Below are 15,530 nucleotides of genomic sequence, written 5' to 3'. Positions count from 1 at the left end.
AACAAAGTTTACCCCACTACTCCAGTGGAAAGGAGAACACTATGGCAGCCCAACGCCAAGATGATTTCGATTATTATAATAATCAGGAATCACAAAATCAAACCAATCAAAATCAACCCAAATATCAAGAATTTTACCAAGTCGATAATCAGAGTGCTAAATTGCGAGAACTTCTATTTTTCGCACGTATCGCACTCTTCTGCATCTCTTCCGTCCTTTTGACCTTCCTTTTTCTAACCATGGGATTGGGGACCCTAATAGCCTTCAGCCTGGCAGTCCTGCTAGGAATCGCTATTACATCAACCATTTCAACCTTCGTCCTTTCGATGAAGAAAAAATAATTCAGTGTCTCAACCGGGCTAACAAGAGAAGTAGCCAAACCTAAAAATAGAGGTTCATTTTTTCGTGAACCTCTATTTTTGTGTTCTCAAACCTTACTCCAAGCCCATATTTTCGCCCTGAAACAAAATCATTCAAAATTACCAAGTAGTCATCCGACTGATAGAAAAAATCAACTCCTAATTCCTAGCAAGTTCAAAATCACTTCACATTTAGCTGACATTAGAAAATTCTTGACTATCACTACTGTCGCTGGTGGTTGAGGTACTGTTAGTCTCACTAATATCATCGGGTGCATCAAACTTGGACTCACTAATCTTATTCCATTTAGAGTACTTAGAATCGACCTCAAAGGATAGTCGGCTCCCTCGTGACTTGCTAATCATTTTAAGCTTGAAGGCCTTCAAGCGAAAATTATCCTTATCAAAGCTAACTTCAAAGGTTTTCTTCATACTTGACTGACTGTAACCTGTCAGAGAGAGGTTTAATTCCTCCTTGAAGAGTGAAAGCAAATCAACATTTTGGCTTTTAAGAACTAAGGTATAAGCATCGCTCTCCACCTTAACTTTGAGATCATCTTTCATGGAGTAAACGATATCTAAAAAATCAAAATAATCTGGATCAATATTGTAAGTGCTCAGATCTTTATAGCCCCAAGCAGCATTTTCTTCATTTCTGAAATAGGCACCTGTTTCAGGGAATATGAACTCTTGGTAACTATTTAATCCATCTTGCCTGGTCGTAATTTCACCGCTAGCTCTCTCAATTTCATCAGCCTGGTCGCCATAGTCAAGGTTGGCCTTCATTTTCTGACTCTTTTTCTTTCCAAAAGAATTGATAGTCAGACTCATATCAAAATGAACAGTCTCTACCTTCTTATTTGCTGTCTTAGCCTTCTTTATCAGCTGGCTTGTAGACATATTGTCCTGGTTATTCTTTTTCTGATCTGTAAGCTTATGATCACAAGCTCCTAAAAACAAGAGACTAGTGAAAATAAGAATGGCAATTTTTATAGATTTTTTCATCAAATTGTCCTCCTTTAGTTGACATAATTCCAACAATTTAAGTTTAATATAAGATGAAAGCCTTTTCATTAGCGATCAGAAATTTTAACTAAATCAATAAAAATCGAAATATTTATACTTCTCTCATTTTATTTATATTTGAAGATAAACTATGTAAAAAAAGGCGGAGCCACTAACTTACTCCCCCTTTAACTTTCATTAATTTTCAGCCGTTTCAGTATCAGGATAATCAATGACAATATCATCAACCTCGGCCTTGGTTTCTGCAGCCGAGTCTGCCTTGGCCTTGGCAATCTTATCGCGGAAGGCTAGGACCTGGTCGTTGGCAAATTCAGAGGCTTGCGTGGCCTTTTCCTTGGCCACATCAAGAACGTCTTCCTTAGTCAATTCACCAGTCTCAAATTTTTCCTTATAATCATTGAAGGTGTGGACAGCCAAATCCTTGTATTGGTTGGCCTTTTCTTTTGCAGCCTGATTGTATGCTTCAGGATTTTCCTTATAGTCGTTAGCAAAATCGACTGCCTTTTCCTTGAGCTCTCGGCCCTTCTTGGTAGTTAAGAAATAGCCAACTGCCGCTCCAACGGCGGCACTAGATACTAAGGTCTTTAAAAATTTTCCCATTATGCTTCCTCTTTCTTTTTACTCTTAAATAACTTGCTGGCAAAACGTAAGGCCGTTGCGGCCGTTCCGGCCTTAGCAGCACTAGAACCGACGCTTGTAGCTTTCTTACCTAGAATCCGCGCTTGATCATTAAGGTCCGATACACTGAGGGACAAATCTGCAACTGCATCAAAGAGTGGATCAATTGTCGCTACCTTGCCATTGATATCATCCACCAAAACATTGGCCTTGGCAATCAGATCGTTGGTCTGATGAAGAGTAACATCCACATCTGCCGTCAAGACTGCCAAGGACCGTTTGGTTTCGTCAACTGTTCCCGCCACCTTGTGCAAGACGATGGCCAAATAGACAACCAAGGCAACAAAAGCCAAGGCGATAATTAACATTGCATATCCTACCATTTTTTACTCCTACTATTCTAACTCTATTTTTGTTGATAAGAGGGTTGCTTTCCCTTGGTGCGACCGTAATAGGTCATGGCTATGCCTAAGATGACTAAGATTATAGATAAGCATTGGGATACCCGCAGGCCAGCCAGCATCAGGCTATCTGTCCGCATTCCTTCAATAACAAAGCGACCGCAACCATACCAGACGAGGTAAAACCAGGCCACTTCCCCTCGCTTCAGAAGACCTGGACGATGTCGCAAACTCATAATGAGGGCAAAGCCCAAGAGATTCCAGAAAGATTCATACAAGAAAGTCGGCACTCGATAGCTGCCTTCAATATACATCTGGTTCCGAATAAATTTGGGTAAATAATCCAAATGAGTGATCGCCTTACCATAAGCTTCCTGATTGATAAAATTTCCCCAACGGCCAAAACTCTGGGCCAGCATCACGCCTGGTGCTGCGATATCCAAAAAATCATAGGCATTGACTTTTCGTCGGTAAGAAAAAATCAGGAGGACTAGGGCCCCAGCCAAGAGGGCACCATAGATGGCGATACCACCATGCCAAGTTGCGAGGAGTTCATTCAGATGGTCACGATAATAGTCCCATTCAAAGGCAACATAATAGAGACGTGCCCCTAAAATGGAGACCGGAAACGCAATTAAAATAAAATCAATGACATCATCTGAAGTCATGCTCTTACGAGGAGCTTCCCGCATGGCCAACCAAACGGCCAGAGCCATCCCTGTCACGATACAGATGGCATACCAGTGAATCTCTAAGGGACCCAATTGCAAGGCTATTGGATTAATAGCTGCCATCAGTTCGCTCCATTTTCTGTAATCAGATTGGTCAGACGATCCTCAAAGGTCTGGGTCGCATCAAAGCCCATCTGCTTAGCCCGATGGTTCATAGCCGCCGCTTCGATAACAACAGAAACATTTCGACCAGTCTTAACAGGAATCCGAATCCGAGGAATCTTAACCCCTTGCAATTCGATTTCTTCATTGCCATTCCCCAGACGGTCAAATTCCTTGCCCTGTCCAAAATTTTCCAGATAAATGGACAATTGAACCTGAGAGGAGTTCCGAACGGCGCTCGCTCCGTACAGGCTCATAACATCAATAATACCAACCCCACGAATTTCTAGCAGGTGGCGCAGAATCTCAGCTGGTTCTCCCCAGAGGGTTTCTTCGTCCTTAGCATAGATGTCTACGCGGTCATCCGCAACCAGACGGTGACCCCGCTTGACCAGTTCCAGACCTGTTTCACTCTTACCGATACCAGAGTCTCCCTGAATCAGTACGCCCATACCGTAAATGTCAATTAAAACACCATGAACACTGGTCCGTTCAGCCAGACAAGAATTGAGGTACCAGGAGATTTCACCAGAAACACTAGAGGTTGCTTGGTGGGCCTGAAAGATTGGAGTATCGCCTTCTTTGGCCGCCCGAATCATTTCCTCAGGGATTTCCAAGTCCCGCGCTACAATCAAGGCCGGCGTTTCCGACTTGAACATGGCCTTGAGCACTGAGTAACGGTTGTGGGGAGTCATGGTCATCATATAGGACCACTCCTTCATCCCCATCAATTGCACCCGCTCAGGCGAATAATAGTCAAAGTAACCAGCCAACTCCAGCCCTGGACGGGAAATATCAGAAGTCGTGATTTCCTTGTCCAAAAGCTCTGGCCTGGTATAAACTGGCTCTAATTTTATCTTCTTAGCCAGCATATCAACAGTAACTGCCATAAGTCTTTCTCGTTTCTATTTGATGCTAACATTATACCACAAAAAAGCCCTAGCTTAAGCATGCCAAGGCAAAAATGAGATTCACCAGAACCACTTGTCATCATCAATGACTTCAGCATCCTTGCGACGACGTGACCCAGTGCCGTATTTATCACGTTCTTCATCTTCCTTGTAGGGAAGCAAGACAGCTAAGAGGACGTAGAGAAAGACACCAAAACCAAATGAAAAGTAAGTAAAAATACCATAAAGAATGCGAGCTAATGTAAGATCCCAACCGAACTTATCAGCCAGTCCAGCTAGAACCCCAGCCAAAAATCGACCCTGTCTTTTCTTATACAAAACACTCATCTTGGTTTCCTCACTTCCTAAGACTGGATGACTGAAATTCCTGTTCTATTTCAGAGCATCTCTCATCTTACATATCTATTATACAGGAGCCAGCCCAAAATAAAATCAGCCCTAGGACTGATTTAAGAGATAGAGTTTGACAAGTGCTAAAATTCTCTCTCCTCCAACAATACCAATTTCTCTCGACACTTGCCACAGCGAAACTTACTAGTGTTCATCCGTCGTTTTCTGGGATAGATCTGACCGCAAGACTGGCACTGATAGTAGTAGCGAGGGGCTTGTTCCTTAAGTTTGGGGGCATAGCGCAGGCCATCCACCCTTGCTAACAGTCGCTTGAAGTCTGCATCTCCATGCTTATAGCCCTTGCCTGCATCATAGAGGTGATAATGACAGAGTTCGTGGCGAACGATTTTTCTAAAGGTCAACTCGTCTACAGCCTCATACATTTTGGGGTTAAAGTCTAAGTGCCCATCTTTGGGAAAGAAACGGCCACCTGTCGTCCGCAGTCGCTGATTCCAAAAGGCCTCATGCTTGAAAACTAGTCCAAAATCTTCTAGTGAGACTTGTCTGACATAATCAGTTAGATTCACTTGGAGCCACCAGAGATAGATTGAGTTTTTCTCGGTTTAGGTCAACCTTGGAAACCCATACCGTCACGATGTCCCCAACGGAAACTACCTGACTCGGGTGTTTGACAAAGTTCTTGGACATCTCTGAGATATGAATGAGTCCGTCCTCGTGAACACCGACATCAACAAAGGCACCAAAGTCAACCACATTGCGGACAGTTCCTTCCAATTTTTGACCAATTTGTAAGTCCTTGAGTTCCAAAATATCTTGGCGAAGACTAGGTGACTCAAAATCATCTCGCAGGTCACGACCTGGCTTAAGCAGGTCAGCAATAATGTCCTTAAGGGTCTCTTGACCAATTTTCAAGTCAGAAGCCATTTGACTGGCATCAAGGCTAGCCAATTTTTCCTTGGCGGTCTGGTCTAAATCGCTGATTTCCAAGCGACTAAAGAGCTCTTGGACAGTCGGATAGGACTCAGGGTGGACCCCTGTATTATCAAGGATATTGTCTCCGTTAGGAATCCGCAAGAAGCCAGCAGCCTGCTCAAAGGCCTTGTCCCCCAGACGGGGAACCTCCTTAATTTGGGCCCGAGAGGTCAGACGACCTTTTTCCTCACGGAATTTGACGATATTGTCAGAAATGGTCTTGTTGAGGCCGGCCACATGGGAAAGGAGGGCTGGGCTGGCTGTATTGACATTAACACCAACCTGGTTAACGACCGTCTCAACAACGAAGTCCAGATTTTCCGTCAGCTTCTTCTGACTAACATCGTGCTGGTACTGACCAACACCGATTGATTTGGGATCAATCTTAACCAATTCTGCTAGAGGGTCTTGCAGGCGTCGGGCAATAGAGATGGCCGAGCGTTTTTCAACCGTCAAATCGGGAAACTCTTGCCGAGCCAATTGGGAAGCGGAATAGACCGAAGCCCCGCTCTCATTGACAATGACATAGGAAACTGCTGGAAAATCCTTAAGTACCTCTGCGACAAAGGCTTCACTCTCTCGGCTGGCTGTCCCATTACCGATAGCAATAATTTCCACCTGATAGGTCTGAAGTAACTCTGCCAACTCTTCCTTGCTCTTGGCAATCTTGGCTTGGCTGGCAGGAGCCACAGGGTAGATAACATGAGTCGCCAAGAGCTTACCGGTTGGATCAACCACCGCTAATTTGGCTCCCGTCCTAAAGGCCGGGTCAAAGCCCAGGACAACCTTACCCTTAAGGGGTGAGACCAAAAGCAGGTGACGAAGATTTTCAGAGAAGAGGGAAATAGCACCATCTTCCGCTGTCTCAGTCAACTCACTGCGAATCCGTCGCTCCATAGCTGGAATAATTTTGGTTTTGGCTGCCTTAGCAATAGCCTCATCAATATAGGAATTTCTGGTCTTAAAACGAGCCTCATAGAAACGAATAATCTTGTCCATATGATGCTCAAAGCCCACCTTGAGTGCGCCCAGCTTTTCCCCACGATTGAGGGCTAAAACTCGATAGCCCTGAAAATCTTTGATTTTTTCCGAAAAATCGTAGTAGATTTGGAAGACCTGCTTATCATCCAGACTGGCATCCTTGAGGCTGGAAACCAGCAGGCTGTAGTTCCAAATTTCATTATAGGTCCAAGAGCGCAGTCGATTATCTTCTGACAGCACCTCAATTAAAATATCAAGGGCACCAGCTAGAGCCTTATCGGCTGTTGGAAAACCTTCACTAACAAAGTTAGCAGCCTGAGCTTCTAAATCCGAAACATTTTGCAAAATCAGCCGTGTCAAATCAGCTAAGCCAGCCTCCCGAGCAAGGGTAGCCTTGGTCCGACGCTTTTCCTTGTAGGGTAGGTAGAGCTCTTCTACCTCAGCTAATTTACCAGCAGCTTGGATAGCTTGCTTAAGCTCGGGAGTCAACTTCCCTTGCTCTTCAATCTTGGCCAGGACTGTCTCTTTGCGTTCAGCCAAAGCTGTCAGCGACTTATCCTTATCAATAATAGCCTTGATGACCACCTCATCCAGATTGCCTATCTTCTCTTTACGATAGCGAGCAATAAAAGGGATAGTATTCCCCTGAGCAGTTAAATCCAAAACAGCTTGGATTTGCGAATCCTTAATCCCAAGTTCTTGGGCAATTACTTTTATAGTTGAAATTTCCATAACATTACTATTATACCATAAAGCAAAAAATAAGCCGGCAGGACTGGATTTCCGCTAAAAAGAAGGCAAAATTAATAATTATTAGCGCTAATTAATAGTAATTTCGCATAAAAACCTATAGAAGCCCTCACCGCAAAGAAAAGGACCCAGCCTCTCCGACTCAGTCCTCCTTTAAGAATTCTTCTACAGCACGCTCAATGGTCTGTTCAAAATCGGGTTCAGAAACCTCATAAAAGTCGACAGCCATACGATTTCTAAACCAGGTTAACTGACGTTTGGCAAAACGTCGAGTGTTCTGCTTGAGTTTTTCACTAACCGTTTTCAAGTCCTCTTCTCCTCTGAAATAGGGAAAAAGTTCCTTGTAACCGATAGCCCTGGCCGCCTGGCTCTCTGGATAATGTTCATAAAGCCAACGAGCTTCCTCTAGCAAGTCCTGATTCAACATCCTATCAACTCTCTTGTTGATTCGGTCATATAAGCGAGAGCGCCCATCGTTGAGACCGATAAGCAAGGGTTGGTAGTCGGATTCTTGGTTGATCAGATTTTTACCAAATTTTGCTAACTCCAGAGCTCTGATAATCCGTCTGCGATTGGGCTGGTCAAACTCCTGAGTCAAGTCTTGTGCTCTGGCCTGCAAGTCAGCATCAGACAGAGCCTCTAATTCCTTTCGATAGGCTAACACAGCTTCCTGATCTACTTGACCGCCTAAATGGTAACCTTCCAATAAGCTTTGTAAATAGAGCCCTGTCCCCCCAACAATGATAGGGAGCTTGCCTCTGCTAACAATATCGGCAATAGCAACTTTCGCTTCTTGAACAAAATCATAGACCGAGTAGGTCTGGCAAACCTCCCGCACATCAATCAAATGATGGTGGGCTGCAGCTTGTTCGGCAGGGCTGGCTTTAGCTGTCCCAATATCCAGCTTGCGATAGACCTGTTGGCTATCCCCGCTGATGATTTCTCCATCAAATTTTTGGGCTAGTTTAATACCTAATGCAGTCTTACCTACAGCTGTCGGACCAGCCACAACGATTACTTTTGTTTTCATCTTTTTCCTTGAAATAAATCTAAATTTTAGCTAGTATATATTATAACATAAGAAAAAAGGAGAAATGATTATGGCTAAAAAACATGCTTTCGCCCGTGGTCTTGCTACAGGTGTTGTTGGAACTGCCGCTACAGTCGCAGGTGCTGTCTTTGCTGTAAAAAAGACAATTATTGAGCCTGAAGAAAAGAAAGCAGCTTTCATTGAAGAAAATCGTAAAAAAGCGGCTCGCAGACGTATTGCCCGTTAATAACGAAGACGGCCCCAAGGCTGTTTTTTTATGTCCTCTTTTCCACAATCTTAATTTGAAAGTTAACCTGAAAACGTTTTACAACCTTTTCAAAAAATAGTATGATAGGGGTAGCAAAATAAACGGAGGACAAGACTATGAAAAAGACTTTTCGCTTATTTTCAGTGATTTTAGTCGTAGTAGTTAGTCTGGGAATGACAGCCTGCCATTCTAACAGCCATAAAACCACAAGTAAGACTAGCAGCAAAACCCACATGACAACTAGGTCCAAGTCTAGCACCAAGAAGTCATCCAGCCAAACTTCCAAGCAGGAACAAAAGGGCTCTTCTGCCACCACTAGTTCTTCAAGTCAGGAAAAAAAGAATGGGGACTCCCAACAAAAACAAGGGGAAAAATCTGCAGCAAATTCTTCATTTAACTTTGATGCTCTGACCCAAGGAGACTACAGTAGCATTGCCGGAACGTGGAGCGATGCTAGCGGACGTGTTATCGTTATCTCCCCTCAGGGACGCATCAGTGTTCTAGGTACAACTGGAAGTATCACCGTTAGCCGAGATGGCAAAGGGGAAGCCCTCATGAGTGTTACCTACGATGATGGTACCAGCTTTGGCATCCTCATGTATGGGGCGGGCCAAAGTATCCCTGACCGTCACTTTCAAACTGGTCAGGCCGACCCATCCGATACCAGCAAGGACCGCCTAGTGACAGCCTACAGTGATATTTTAGACCAAGGTGGCAGTGACCAATTTAGAAATCAAGTCCTCTACAAGACTTCAAATGACTATAGCAGTCTAGCTCAATAAATAGCAAGCACCCCTAGGTTGGGTGCTTTTTATACTCTATGAAAATCAAAAGTGGGCAGAAACAAGGCACCCAATCAGCAAAGAGGCAGCTGGGTATAGGCACCAGCTCCTTTCGACTCATTCCTTCTAGTCCTAATTAAAAGCTACTACTTTAGTAAATTTCTAAATTACTGCGTCAGAGAAAAACAGCTGGCTTCATTTTGAAACCAACTGTTTTACTTTATTACTTAACTTAGTTGCGACGGCCAAAGAGATTCAAAATGCTCAAGAAAAGATTAATGAAGTCTAGGTAAAGACTGAGAGCCATAGAAATTGCCCAACCATCTGAAACTTGACCACGAGTTTGACCGTAAACCCGTTTAATGATCTGATTTTCATAAGCAATCAAACCAGAGAAAATAACAACCGTAACAACACTAATCAAGAGCGACATCATTCCTGAGCCCAAGAAAGCATTGACAAGTCCTGCAATAATAATTCCAATTAGGCCAGCAATCAAAGCCTTGGCCATACCAGATAAATCTTTCTTAGTGGTTGCACCAATAGCCGCCATAATAAAAAATACTGCTGCCGAACTCACAAAAGCACCAACAACTTGTGCCCCAGTGTAGGCTGCGATGACAAAGCTCATAGTAAAACCATTCAAGGCCGAATAAACAAGAAAGAGAGGCAAAGCCCAAGGAGTATTGCGGCGAGCTGCACTCGAAGCCACAAAGACTAGAGCTAACTCAAGAAAAATTGCCCCCAAGTAAATCATACGGCCGCCAGTCATGATAGCGATCATGTTTTCTGGGAAGACAAAAAGCATGAGAGCTGCAATGACAGCCGACAGGCCGATTCCCATTCCGACCAAGCTGTAAATTTTAGCAAAAAAGCGACTCAGGCCAGCATCAGCCTGTGTAATGATGGGACTTTGTCCCATATTATTCATATCCATTAAAGTATCCTCCGAATTCTTTTTCAAGTTATTCTATTTTAGCAAAAATTAATGATTGTGGGAACCCAACTGTTTACGCTTGAAAACCTTACGGTTTTTAAAGCGTTGACGCATGGGATAGGTTCCTTCTTTAATAGCCCAATACTTATCAACAAAGGTGACAATATAAGACTCTTTATAACGAGGAGGTGCAATGGTTGCTCCCCACATGTGCTTGAGAATGATATCCTTTTCTTTCTTATTGAGGTCAATCAATTTTCTAGCATTTTTAACCGCAATCCTTGGATGAACCCAAGCATGACTTTTATTAAACTTGGTATCTCGCCAATCGTAATAAAAGAAATCATGCAGGAGACCACCACGGGCCGTTGACTTAGCATCCCACCCAAATTTCTTAGCAACCTTATAGCTAGTATAGGCCACATTGATGGAATGTTTCATCCGTGTTGAATAATGGTGATGGGTAATCTCATCTAAACGTTGAAATCTGGGGTTGTCAATCAAATGACCGACAATTTCCATAAATTCTTTATCTTTTTGATAGGATTTCATACTGTCCCCTCCTTTGCTGATACCTAGCAGGAACTTTCTAAATAAACTGAAACATCATAATCCCAGCAGCGACTGCGACATTGAGGCTCTCAGCCTGCCCTGGCATGCTAATGTGGACCAAGCGGTCGGCCGACTGAGCCATCTCATCAGAAATCCCTTGACCTTCATTACCCATAATCAAGGCAAACTTATCAGGCCTTTCTAAAGACCGATAATCTACTGAATCATGAGCCAAAGTTGTCGCTAAGATGCTGACTCCTGCCTGCTTAAGATTACCTACAAAATCCATCATTGATCCACGGTAGATAGGCAGGTGGAAATGACTTCCCTGCATAGAGCGAAGGGTTTTGGGATTATAAACATCAGCAGACTTCTCTGAAATAAAGACTGCTTGGTAACCAGCAGCATCAGCAGTCCTCACCATAGTTCCCAGATTGCCTGGGTCCTGAATGTCCTCCAAGACCAGATAGGGGCCCTGCCAGATTTCAGGTAGGACGGGCTGGTCCAGTTGGACCTCCGCAACAATACCTTGAGGAGTTGGACTCTCAGACAATTCCTTGAGTACCTCAGGTGTCACCAGAACTAAGTGTTCTTGATCAGACAACCTCTCAGAGGAATCCTCCAAAGCGAAGATATGCTTAAAGACGGCACCGCTAGCACTGGCCTCCTCAAAGAGATGCCAGCCTTCAATCAGATAGGAGTCCTTGCGATGCTTCTTTTGCAGCAATTTTTTCGTCTTTTTGATGAGATTATTGGCTTTTGAGGTTATAATAATCATATAATAATTATAGCATATCTTGGAAAAGACAAGCTCAGTCCAAAGGAGGAATTTTTCATGAAAAAGGTTAAAATGATTGTCTCTGGTCGTGTCCAGGGAGTGGGCTTTCGCTACTCAACCTTCACCCTTGCCAAGGACATTGGCGGCATCTACGGGCGGGTTTGGAATAAGGATGATGGCTCTGTGGAAATTCTCGCCCAATCGGAAGATCCAGCCAAGATGGCCAAGTTCATCCAAGAAGTCCGTAAGGGCCCATCACCCTGGTCCAAGGTTTCCTATGTCGATGTCACCATGACCAACTTTGAAGACTTCACAGACTTCCGCATGGCGAATTAAAACAAGATACAAAGGGCGTTAAAAAAGCCGTATGAAAATAGGGAAGGCGACACAGATGCAGCTAAGCATCTAGGAGACTTCATCTTTTTCACTAGGTTTTTAGCCCGTGTTCAATTAACAAAATACCACGGACAAAATCACTCTACTATTATCATTTAGAGTGACTACGAAAGCTACCATCCTAGCTTTCTATGTCCCTGGCCAACTGCGATAAAGCAGTAGATCGACTGTCTTATCTTCGTGTCGCCTCAGACAAAATCAGTCTATCTTTTATATAGGATAGAGAGCTGCTAACAAAATTAGCTTCTCCGTCCCAAGGAATGCCACTTGGTCGTATTCTTGATGGATATTTGGACGATTTAGACATCTGGTAAAAAATCCTCCCTGGGAACTATTGAGTATTTGTCTAAAAAAAAGTAAAATAGAACAGTATTACTAAAAATAGAGGAATTTAATGTGAATAAAACTTTAAAACGACTACTTCTCTCGGCCATCACCCTATCAATGCTCTTTATCCTGTCCGGTTGTGTTCGCCTAGGTAAAAATGGTAAACCAACTGGAACAGTCTGGCATCTTTTGGGTGAGCCAATGGGACATCTCATTACCTTCTTTGCCCATAATTTAGGCTTAGGTTTTGGTCTGGGTATCGTCCTAGTAACTGTTCTCGTCCGCCTGTTAATCCTTCCACTAGGTCTGCACCAGTCCCGTAGTGCTGCCTACCAAGCTGCTAAACGAGACTATCTTGCTCCTATCTTTGAGCCCATTAATCAAAAGATGAAGGATGCTAGTACACAAGAGGAAAAGATGGCAGCCCAAACCGAGCTTATGCAAGCTCAGCGTGAAAATGGTGTCAGCATGCTAGGAGGCATGGGGTGTTTGCCACTGCTTATCCAATTTCCTTTCTTCTCCGCCACGTACTTTGCTGCCCGTTATACTCCAGGAGTCCTCAAAGAGAACTTTCTTTGGTTTAACCTCGGCCACCGTGATATTCCCTTAATGGTTATCATTGCTGGCCTCTACTTGGTTCAATCTTGGCTAGCTGTCAAGCAAATGCCAGAGGAACAACGCAAGCAAGCAGGTATAACCATGTATATGACGCCTGTTATGATGCTTTTCTTCGGTCTCTATCAACCGTCAGCTGTCGTTCTCTACTGGTTTGTTGGTGGTATCTTCTCCATCATCCAACAATTGATTACCAATTACATTCTTAAACCAAGATTGAAAAAACAAGTTGAAGAAGAGTTCAAGAAAAACCCGCCTAAGGCTCCTAAAGTAGCAAAACCTGCTCGAAAGGATGTCACTCCAAAAGGCTCAGCCAATCCGACTCCATCCATTTCAACTAAGAAGAAAAACCGCAACGCTGGTAAGCAAAACCGTAAGAAAAAATAAAAGGACTTCATAACCATCCGTTACAAGCGGATGGTTTATTTGTTTCGCACTTGTGCAGTGAAAGCGACTAAAGTCACGAAATCAAATTAAACGAGGGGACAATTGTAGAGTTTTAATCCGCATAAGTAAGGCTCTATAATTTCTGTAGTGGGTAAAACCACTGTAGGAATTATGGAGTCTATTTTTTGTAGAAAAAAAGCCCCATAAGACCTATAATGAAAAAGTGACCAAACCCTCATTAGAAAGAATCTTATGGAACAATTAAATGTTATCACAAACAGACTTGGAATGAATGACAAAAATATTATTATCTTAGATTATCTTGATGCTGGAACGCATAAAGAAGTCATTGCTAAGCTCGATTATCCTGCCTCTAAATGTCACAACTGTCAAGGACAAATGGCTAAATATGACTTTCAAATAGAATCCAAAATCCCCTACCTCGAATGTGCTGGCTACAAGACTCTCATTCGATTGAGAAAACGCCGTTTCCGCTGTAAAGACTGTGGAAAAATAGCCGTCGCAGAGACTTCCTTAGTCAAGAAGAATCACCAGATCGCAACCATCGTCAAACAGAAAATCACTCAAAAATTGATTGAGAAAGTCCCTATGACAGCTATCTCCGAAAGTTTATCTGTCTCCACTTCGACAGTCATTCGTCAGTTACATAAATTCAAATTTAAGACTGATCTTAACCACCTTCCAGAACACTTGAGTTGGGATGAATATAGCTTCAAGAAGGGAAAGATGAGCTTTATTGCACAGGACTACGATACAAGAAAGATCCTAGCTATCTTAGATGGACGGACTCAGCAACTATTCGCAATCATTTCCTTCGGTATTCTAGACAGGTAAGAAGTCGCGTGAAAGTCATTACCATGGACATATTTAGTCCCTACTACGATATTGCTAGAAAATTTTTTCCAAATGCTAAAATCGTTCTCGATTGCTTTCATATTGTCCAGCATCTCAGTCGAGCAATGAATCGCGTACGCATCAAAATTATGAATCAGTTTGATAGGAGATCGCACGAATATAAAGCACTGAAACGTTACTGGAAACTCATTCAACAGGATAACTATACGCTGAGCAGTAAACGATTTTATCGTCCAATATTTCGGTCGCATTTAACCAATAAAGAGATTCTCGAAAAACTTCTCTCTTACTCTCAAGATCTTAGAGATTACTATGAACTCTATCAGCTTTTACTCTTTCATTTTCAAGAGAAGCACGCTGACTATTTCTTTGAATTGATCACAGAGTCCATTTCTTCTGTGAATCCTATCTTCCAGACCATTTTTAGGACCTTTTTGAGGGATCAGGATAAGATCATTAATGCACTTGAACTTCCCTACTCAAACGCAAAACTTGAGGCCACAAATAACCTCATCAAAGTCATTAAGCGAAATGCTTTTGGCTTCCGGAACTTTGAAAATTTTAAAATGAGAATTCTCATTGCTTTGAATATCAAAAAGGAGAGAACCAATTTGGTCCTCTCCAGGTTGTAACTTTTTATCAACCCACTACAGTTGACAAAGAGCCCTTATCAAACGAAATGCCTTTGGATTTCGGAACTTTGAAAATTTCAAAAAACGGATTTTCATCGCTCTGAACATCAAAAAAGAAAGGATGAAATGTGTCCTTTCTCGATTTTAGCTTTTCTTCAACCCACTACAGTTGACAAAGAGCCGTCCTTTTTTACTTATTTTGTTTTCTTGACGCTGATGATTTCTACGTCATAGCTTCCGGCTGGTGACTCAATAGTTGTGGTATCGCCAACCTTTTTACCAATCAGGGCTTGGGCAATTGGGCTTTCGTTGGAAATCTTACCAGCGAAGACATCAGCTCCTGCTGCCCCAACGATGGAGTAGGTATCTTGATCCGTAGTGCCGACTTCTTGAACAACAACCGTTTTCCCGATAGCTACTTCATCAGAAGCGACGGCATCGCTGTCAATAATTTCAGCATAACGAATCTTGGTTTCGATGATTTGGATTTGACCTTCAACAAAGGCTTGCTCATCCTTAGCAGCATCATACTCAGAGTTCTCAGAAAGGTCACCATAGGAACGAGCAATTTTAATGCGTTCGATAACTTCTGGACGACGAACCAATTTGAGGTCCTCGAGTTCTTGTTCCAGTTGGTCCTTTTCTGCTTGAGTCATTGGGTAAGTTTTTTCTGCCATGATAGTCTCTTTTCTATTTTTTATTTTCTTGGAATTTAACACAGAAACAGAGTCTGGAAACTTCCGTCACA

The 15,530-nt window shown here is 42.9% G+C and carries 19 protein-coding genes; 6 read left to right on the top strand and 13 right to left on the bottom strand.

The window, feature by feature from the left end:
• Positions 1–41 precede the first annotated feature (41 nt).
• The gene (locus BS63_RS0100285; protein ID WP_019770143.1) at positions 42–341 is read left to right on the top strand and encodes a DUF3270 domain-containing protein; all 300 of its coding nucleotides are present in this window, start codon (positions 42–44) and stop codon (positions 339–341) included.
• A 210-nt stretch (positions 342–551) separates the two neighbouring features.
• Here the strand turns inward: BS63_RS0100285 and BS63_RS0100280 are convergent, their stop codons facing one another.
• From BS63_RS0100280 to miaA, 9 genes are all read right to left on the bottom strand, one after another.
• Complete coding sequence (locus BS63_RS0100280) at positions 552–1,364, bottom strand: DUF6612 family protein (protein ID WP_019771382.1); 813 nt, start codon at positions 1,362–1,364, stop codon at positions 552–554.
• Positions 1,365–1,562: 198 nt separating this feature from the next.
• A complete protein-coding gene (locus BS63_RS0100275; RefSeq protein WP_002962402.1) occupies positions 1,563–1,985 on the bottom strand; it encodes a YtxH domain-containing protein in 423 nt (140 codons plus the stop codon).
• A complete protein-coding gene (locus tag BS63_RS0100270) occupies positions 1,985–2,386 on the bottom strand; it encodes a DUF948 domain-containing protein (protein ID WP_019772313.1) in 402 nt (133 codons plus the stop codon). Before BS63_RS0100270 ends, BS63_RS0100275 begins: the two co-directional genes overlap by 1 nt.
• A 23-nt stretch (positions 2,387–2,409) precedes the next feature.
• Positions 2,410–3,198, bottom strand: coding sequence for a prolipoprotein diacylglyceryl transferase (gene lgt, locus BS63_RS0100265; RefSeq protein ID WP_002962399.1), 789 nt, complete (start codon positions 3,196–3,198; stop codon positions 2,410–2,412).
• On the bottom strand, positions 3,198–4,127 hold the full coding sequence (gene hprK, locus BS63_RS0100260) for an HPr(Ser) kinase/phosphatase (protein WP_002962398.1): 930 nt from the start codon (positions 4,125–4,127) through the stop codon (positions 3,198–3,200). The genes lgt and hprK overlap by 1 nt, the downstream gene beginning before the upstream one ends.
• Positions 4,128–4,208: 81 nt before the next feature.
• Entirely contained in the window at positions 4,209–4,475 is a 267-nt protein-coding gene (locus BS63_RS0100255; RefSeq protein WP_002962397.1) for a PspC domain-containing protein, read from the bottom strand.
• Between the two features lie 146 nt (positions 4,476–4,621).
• On the bottom strand, positions 4,622–5,065 hold the full coding sequence (locus BS63_RS0100250; protein WP_002962396.1) for a SprT family protein: 444 nt from the start codon (positions 5,063–5,065) through the stop codon (positions 4,622–4,624).
• Positions 5,052–7,184 carry a Tex family protein gene (locus tag BS63_RS0100245; RefSeq protein WP_002962395.1) on the bottom strand — a complete coding sequence of 711 codons (2,133 nt, stop codon included), beginning with the start codon at positions 7,182–7,184 and terminating at the stop codon, positions 5,052–5,054. Before BS63_RS0100245 ends, BS63_RS0100250 begins: the two co-directional genes overlap by 14 nt.
• Positions 7,185–7,344: 160 nt before the next feature.
• A complete protein-coding gene (gene miaA, locus BS63_RS0100240) occupies positions 7,345–8,232 on the bottom strand; it encodes a tRNA (adenosine(37)-N6)-dimethylallyltransferase MiaA (protein WP_002962394.1) in 888 nt (295 codons plus the stop codon).
• Positions 8,233–8,302: 70 nt separating this feature from the next.
• On the opposite strand from miaA, the gene BS63_RS1000000111545 reads away from it, so the two are divergent.
• Positions 8,303–8,479, top strand: a complete 177-nt coding sequence (locus BS63_RS1000000111545) for a DUF3042 family protein (RefSeq protein ID WP_002962393.1) — start codon at positions 8,303–8,305, stop codon at positions 8,477–8,479.
• 137 nt (positions 8,480–8,616) lie between these two features.
• Positions 8,617–9,282, top strand: coding sequence for a DUF6287 domain-containing protein (locus tag BS63_RS0100230; protein WP_002962391.1), 666 nt, complete (start codon positions 8,617–8,619; stop codon positions 9,280–9,282).
• Positions 9,283–9,514: 232 nt separating this feature from the next.
• Here BS63_RS0100230 and BS63_RS0100225 read toward each other — a convergent pair whose 3' ends face one another.
• The 3 genes from BS63_RS0100225 to BS63_RS0100215 are packed head-to-tail and all read right to left on the bottom strand — an operon-like array spanning position 9,515 to position 11,549.
• Positions 9,515–10,219 carry a Bax inhibitor-1/YccA family protein gene (locus tag BS63_RS0100225; RefSeq protein WP_019770123.1) on the bottom strand — a complete coding sequence of 235 codons (705 nt, stop codon included), beginning with the start codon at positions 10,217–10,219 and terminating at the stop codon, positions 9,515–9,517.
• 48 nt (positions 10,220–10,267) lie between these two features.
• Positions 10,268–10,771, bottom strand: a complete 504-nt coding sequence (locus tag BS63_RS0100220) for an HD domain-containing protein (RefSeq protein ID WP_002962386.1) — start codon at positions 10,769–10,771, stop codon at positions 10,268–10,270.
• 37 nt (positions 10,772–10,808) lie between these two features.
• Positions 10,809–11,549, bottom strand: coding sequence for a TrmH family RNA methyltransferase (locus tag BS63_RS0100215; RefSeq protein WP_002962385.1), 741 nt, complete (start codon positions 11,547–11,549; stop codon positions 10,809–10,811).
• A 57-nt stretch (positions 11,550–11,606) separates the two neighbouring features.
• Here BS63_RS0100215 and BS63_RS0100210 point away from each other — a divergent pair, with 57 nt between their 5' ends.
• The 3 genes from BS63_RS0100210 to BS63_RS1000000111210 all read left to right on the top strand — a co-directional run bounded on the left by BS63_RS0100210 (position 11,607) and on the right by BS63_RS1000000111210 (position 14,782).
• Positions 11,607–11,885 (top strand): acylphosphatase, encoded by a 279-nt coding sequence (locus BS63_RS0100210; protein ID WP_019769919.1) that lies wholly within the window; start codon positions 11,607–11,609, stop codon positions 11,883–11,885.
• 456 nt (positions 11,886–12,341) lie between these two features.
• Complete coding sequence (gene yidC / locus BS63_RS0100205) at positions 12,342–13,274, top strand: membrane protein insertase YidC (RefSeq protein ID WP_002962383.1); 933 nt, start codon at positions 12,342–12,344, stop codon at positions 13,272–13,274.
• A gap of 252 nt (positions 13,275–13,526) precedes the next feature.
• Positions 13,527–14,782 (top strand): ISL3 family transposase gene (locus BS63_RS1000000111210; RefSeq protein ID WP_155265805.1). Its coding sequence is split into 2 segments (ribosomal slippage): positions 13,527–14,088 and positions 14,088–14,782, totalling 1,257 coding nucleotides; the frame shifts between segments, so codons are not numbered across the junction.
• A gap of 194 nt (positions 14,783–14,976) precedes the next feature.
• Here the strand turns inward: BS63_RS1000000111210 and greA are convergent.
• Entirely contained in the window at positions 14,977–15,459 is a 483-nt protein-coding gene (gene greA / locus BS63_RS0100195) for a transcription elongation factor GreA (RefSeq protein WP_002959104.1), read from the bottom strand.
• Positions 15,460–15,530 lie beyond the last annotated feature (71 nt).

Source organism: Streptococcus sobrinus DSM 20742 = ATCC 33478 (genome assembly GCF_000686605.1).
GTDB lineage: Bacteria > Bacillota > Bacilli > Lactobacillales > Streptococcaceae > Streptococcus > Streptococcus sobrinus.
Note: the sequence above shows the minus strand (reverse complement) of the source record. Positions and strands in the feature narration are given on the sequence as shown.

What these genes read in the sequence shown, in the direction of transcription:
- BS63_RS0100210 (WP_019769919.1), top strand. Translation starts at nt 11,607, where the DNA reads ATGAAAAAGGTTAAAATGATTGTCTCTGGTCGTGTCCAGGGAGTGGGC.
- BS63_RS0100275 (WP_002962402.1), bottom strand. Translation starts at nt 1,985, where the DNA reads ATGGGAAAATTTTTAAAGACCTTAGTATCTAGTGCCGCCGTTGGAGCG.
- hprK (WP_002962398.1), bottom strand. Translation starts at nt 4,127, where the DNA reads ATGGCAGTTACTGTTGATATGCTGGCTAAGAAGATAAAATTAGAGCCA.
- BS63_RS0100225 (WP_019770123.1), bottom strand. Translation starts at nt 10,219, where the DNA reads ATGGATATGAATAATATGGGACAAAGTCCCATCATTACACAGGCTGAT.
- BS63_RS0100245 (WP_002962395.1), bottom strand. Translation starts at nt 7,184, where the DNA reads ATGGAAATTTCAACTATAAAAGTAATTGCCCAAGAACTTGGGATTAAG.
- greA (WP_002959104.1), bottom strand. Translation starts at nt 15,459, where the DNA reads ATGGCAGAAAAAACTTACCCAATGACTCAAGCAGAAAAGGACCAACTG.
- BS63_RS0100285 (WP_019770143.1), top strand. Translation starts at nt 42, where the DNA reads ATGGCAGCCCAACGCCAAGATGATTTCGATTATTATAATAATCAGGAA.
- BS63_RS0100220 (WP_002962386.1), bottom strand. Translation starts at nt 10,771, where the DNA reads ATGAAATCCTATCAAAAAGATAAAGAATTTATGGAAATTGTCGGTCAT.
- BS63_RS0100255 (WP_002962397.1), bottom strand. Translation starts at nt 4,475, where the DNA reads ATGAGTGTTTTGTATAAGAAAAGACAGGGTCGATTTTTGGCTGGGGTT.
- BS63_RS1000000111545 (WP_002962393.1), top strand. Translation starts at nt 8,303, where the DNA reads ATGGCTAAAAAACATGCTTTCGCCCGTGGTCTTGCTACAGGTGTTGTT.
- BS63_RS0100270 (WP_019772313.1), bottom strand. Translation starts at nt 2,386, where the DNA reads ATGGTAGGATATGCAATGTTAATTATCGCCTTGGCTTTTGTTGCCTTG.
- BS63_RS0100215 (WP_002962385.1), bottom strand. Translation starts at nt 11,549, where the DNA reads ATGATTATTATAACCTCAAAAGCCAATAATCTCATCAAAAAGACGAAA.
- lgt (WP_002962399.1), bottom strand. Translation starts at nt 3,198, where the DNA reads ATGGCAGCTATTAATCCAATAGCCTTGCAATTGGGTCCCTTAGAGATT.
- miaA (WP_002962394.1), bottom strand. Translation starts at nt 8,232, where the DNA reads ATGAAAACAAAAGTAATCGTTGTGGCTGGTCCGACAGCTGTAGGTAAG.
- BS63_RS0100280 (WP_019771382.1), bottom strand. Translation starts at nt 1,364, where the DNA reads ATGAAAAAATCTATAAAAATTGCCATTCTTATTTTCACTAGTCTCTTG.
- BS63_RS0100230 (WP_002962391.1), top strand. Translation starts at nt 8,617, where the DNA reads ATGAAAAAGACTTTTCGCTTATTTTCAGTGATTTTAGTCGTAGTAGTT.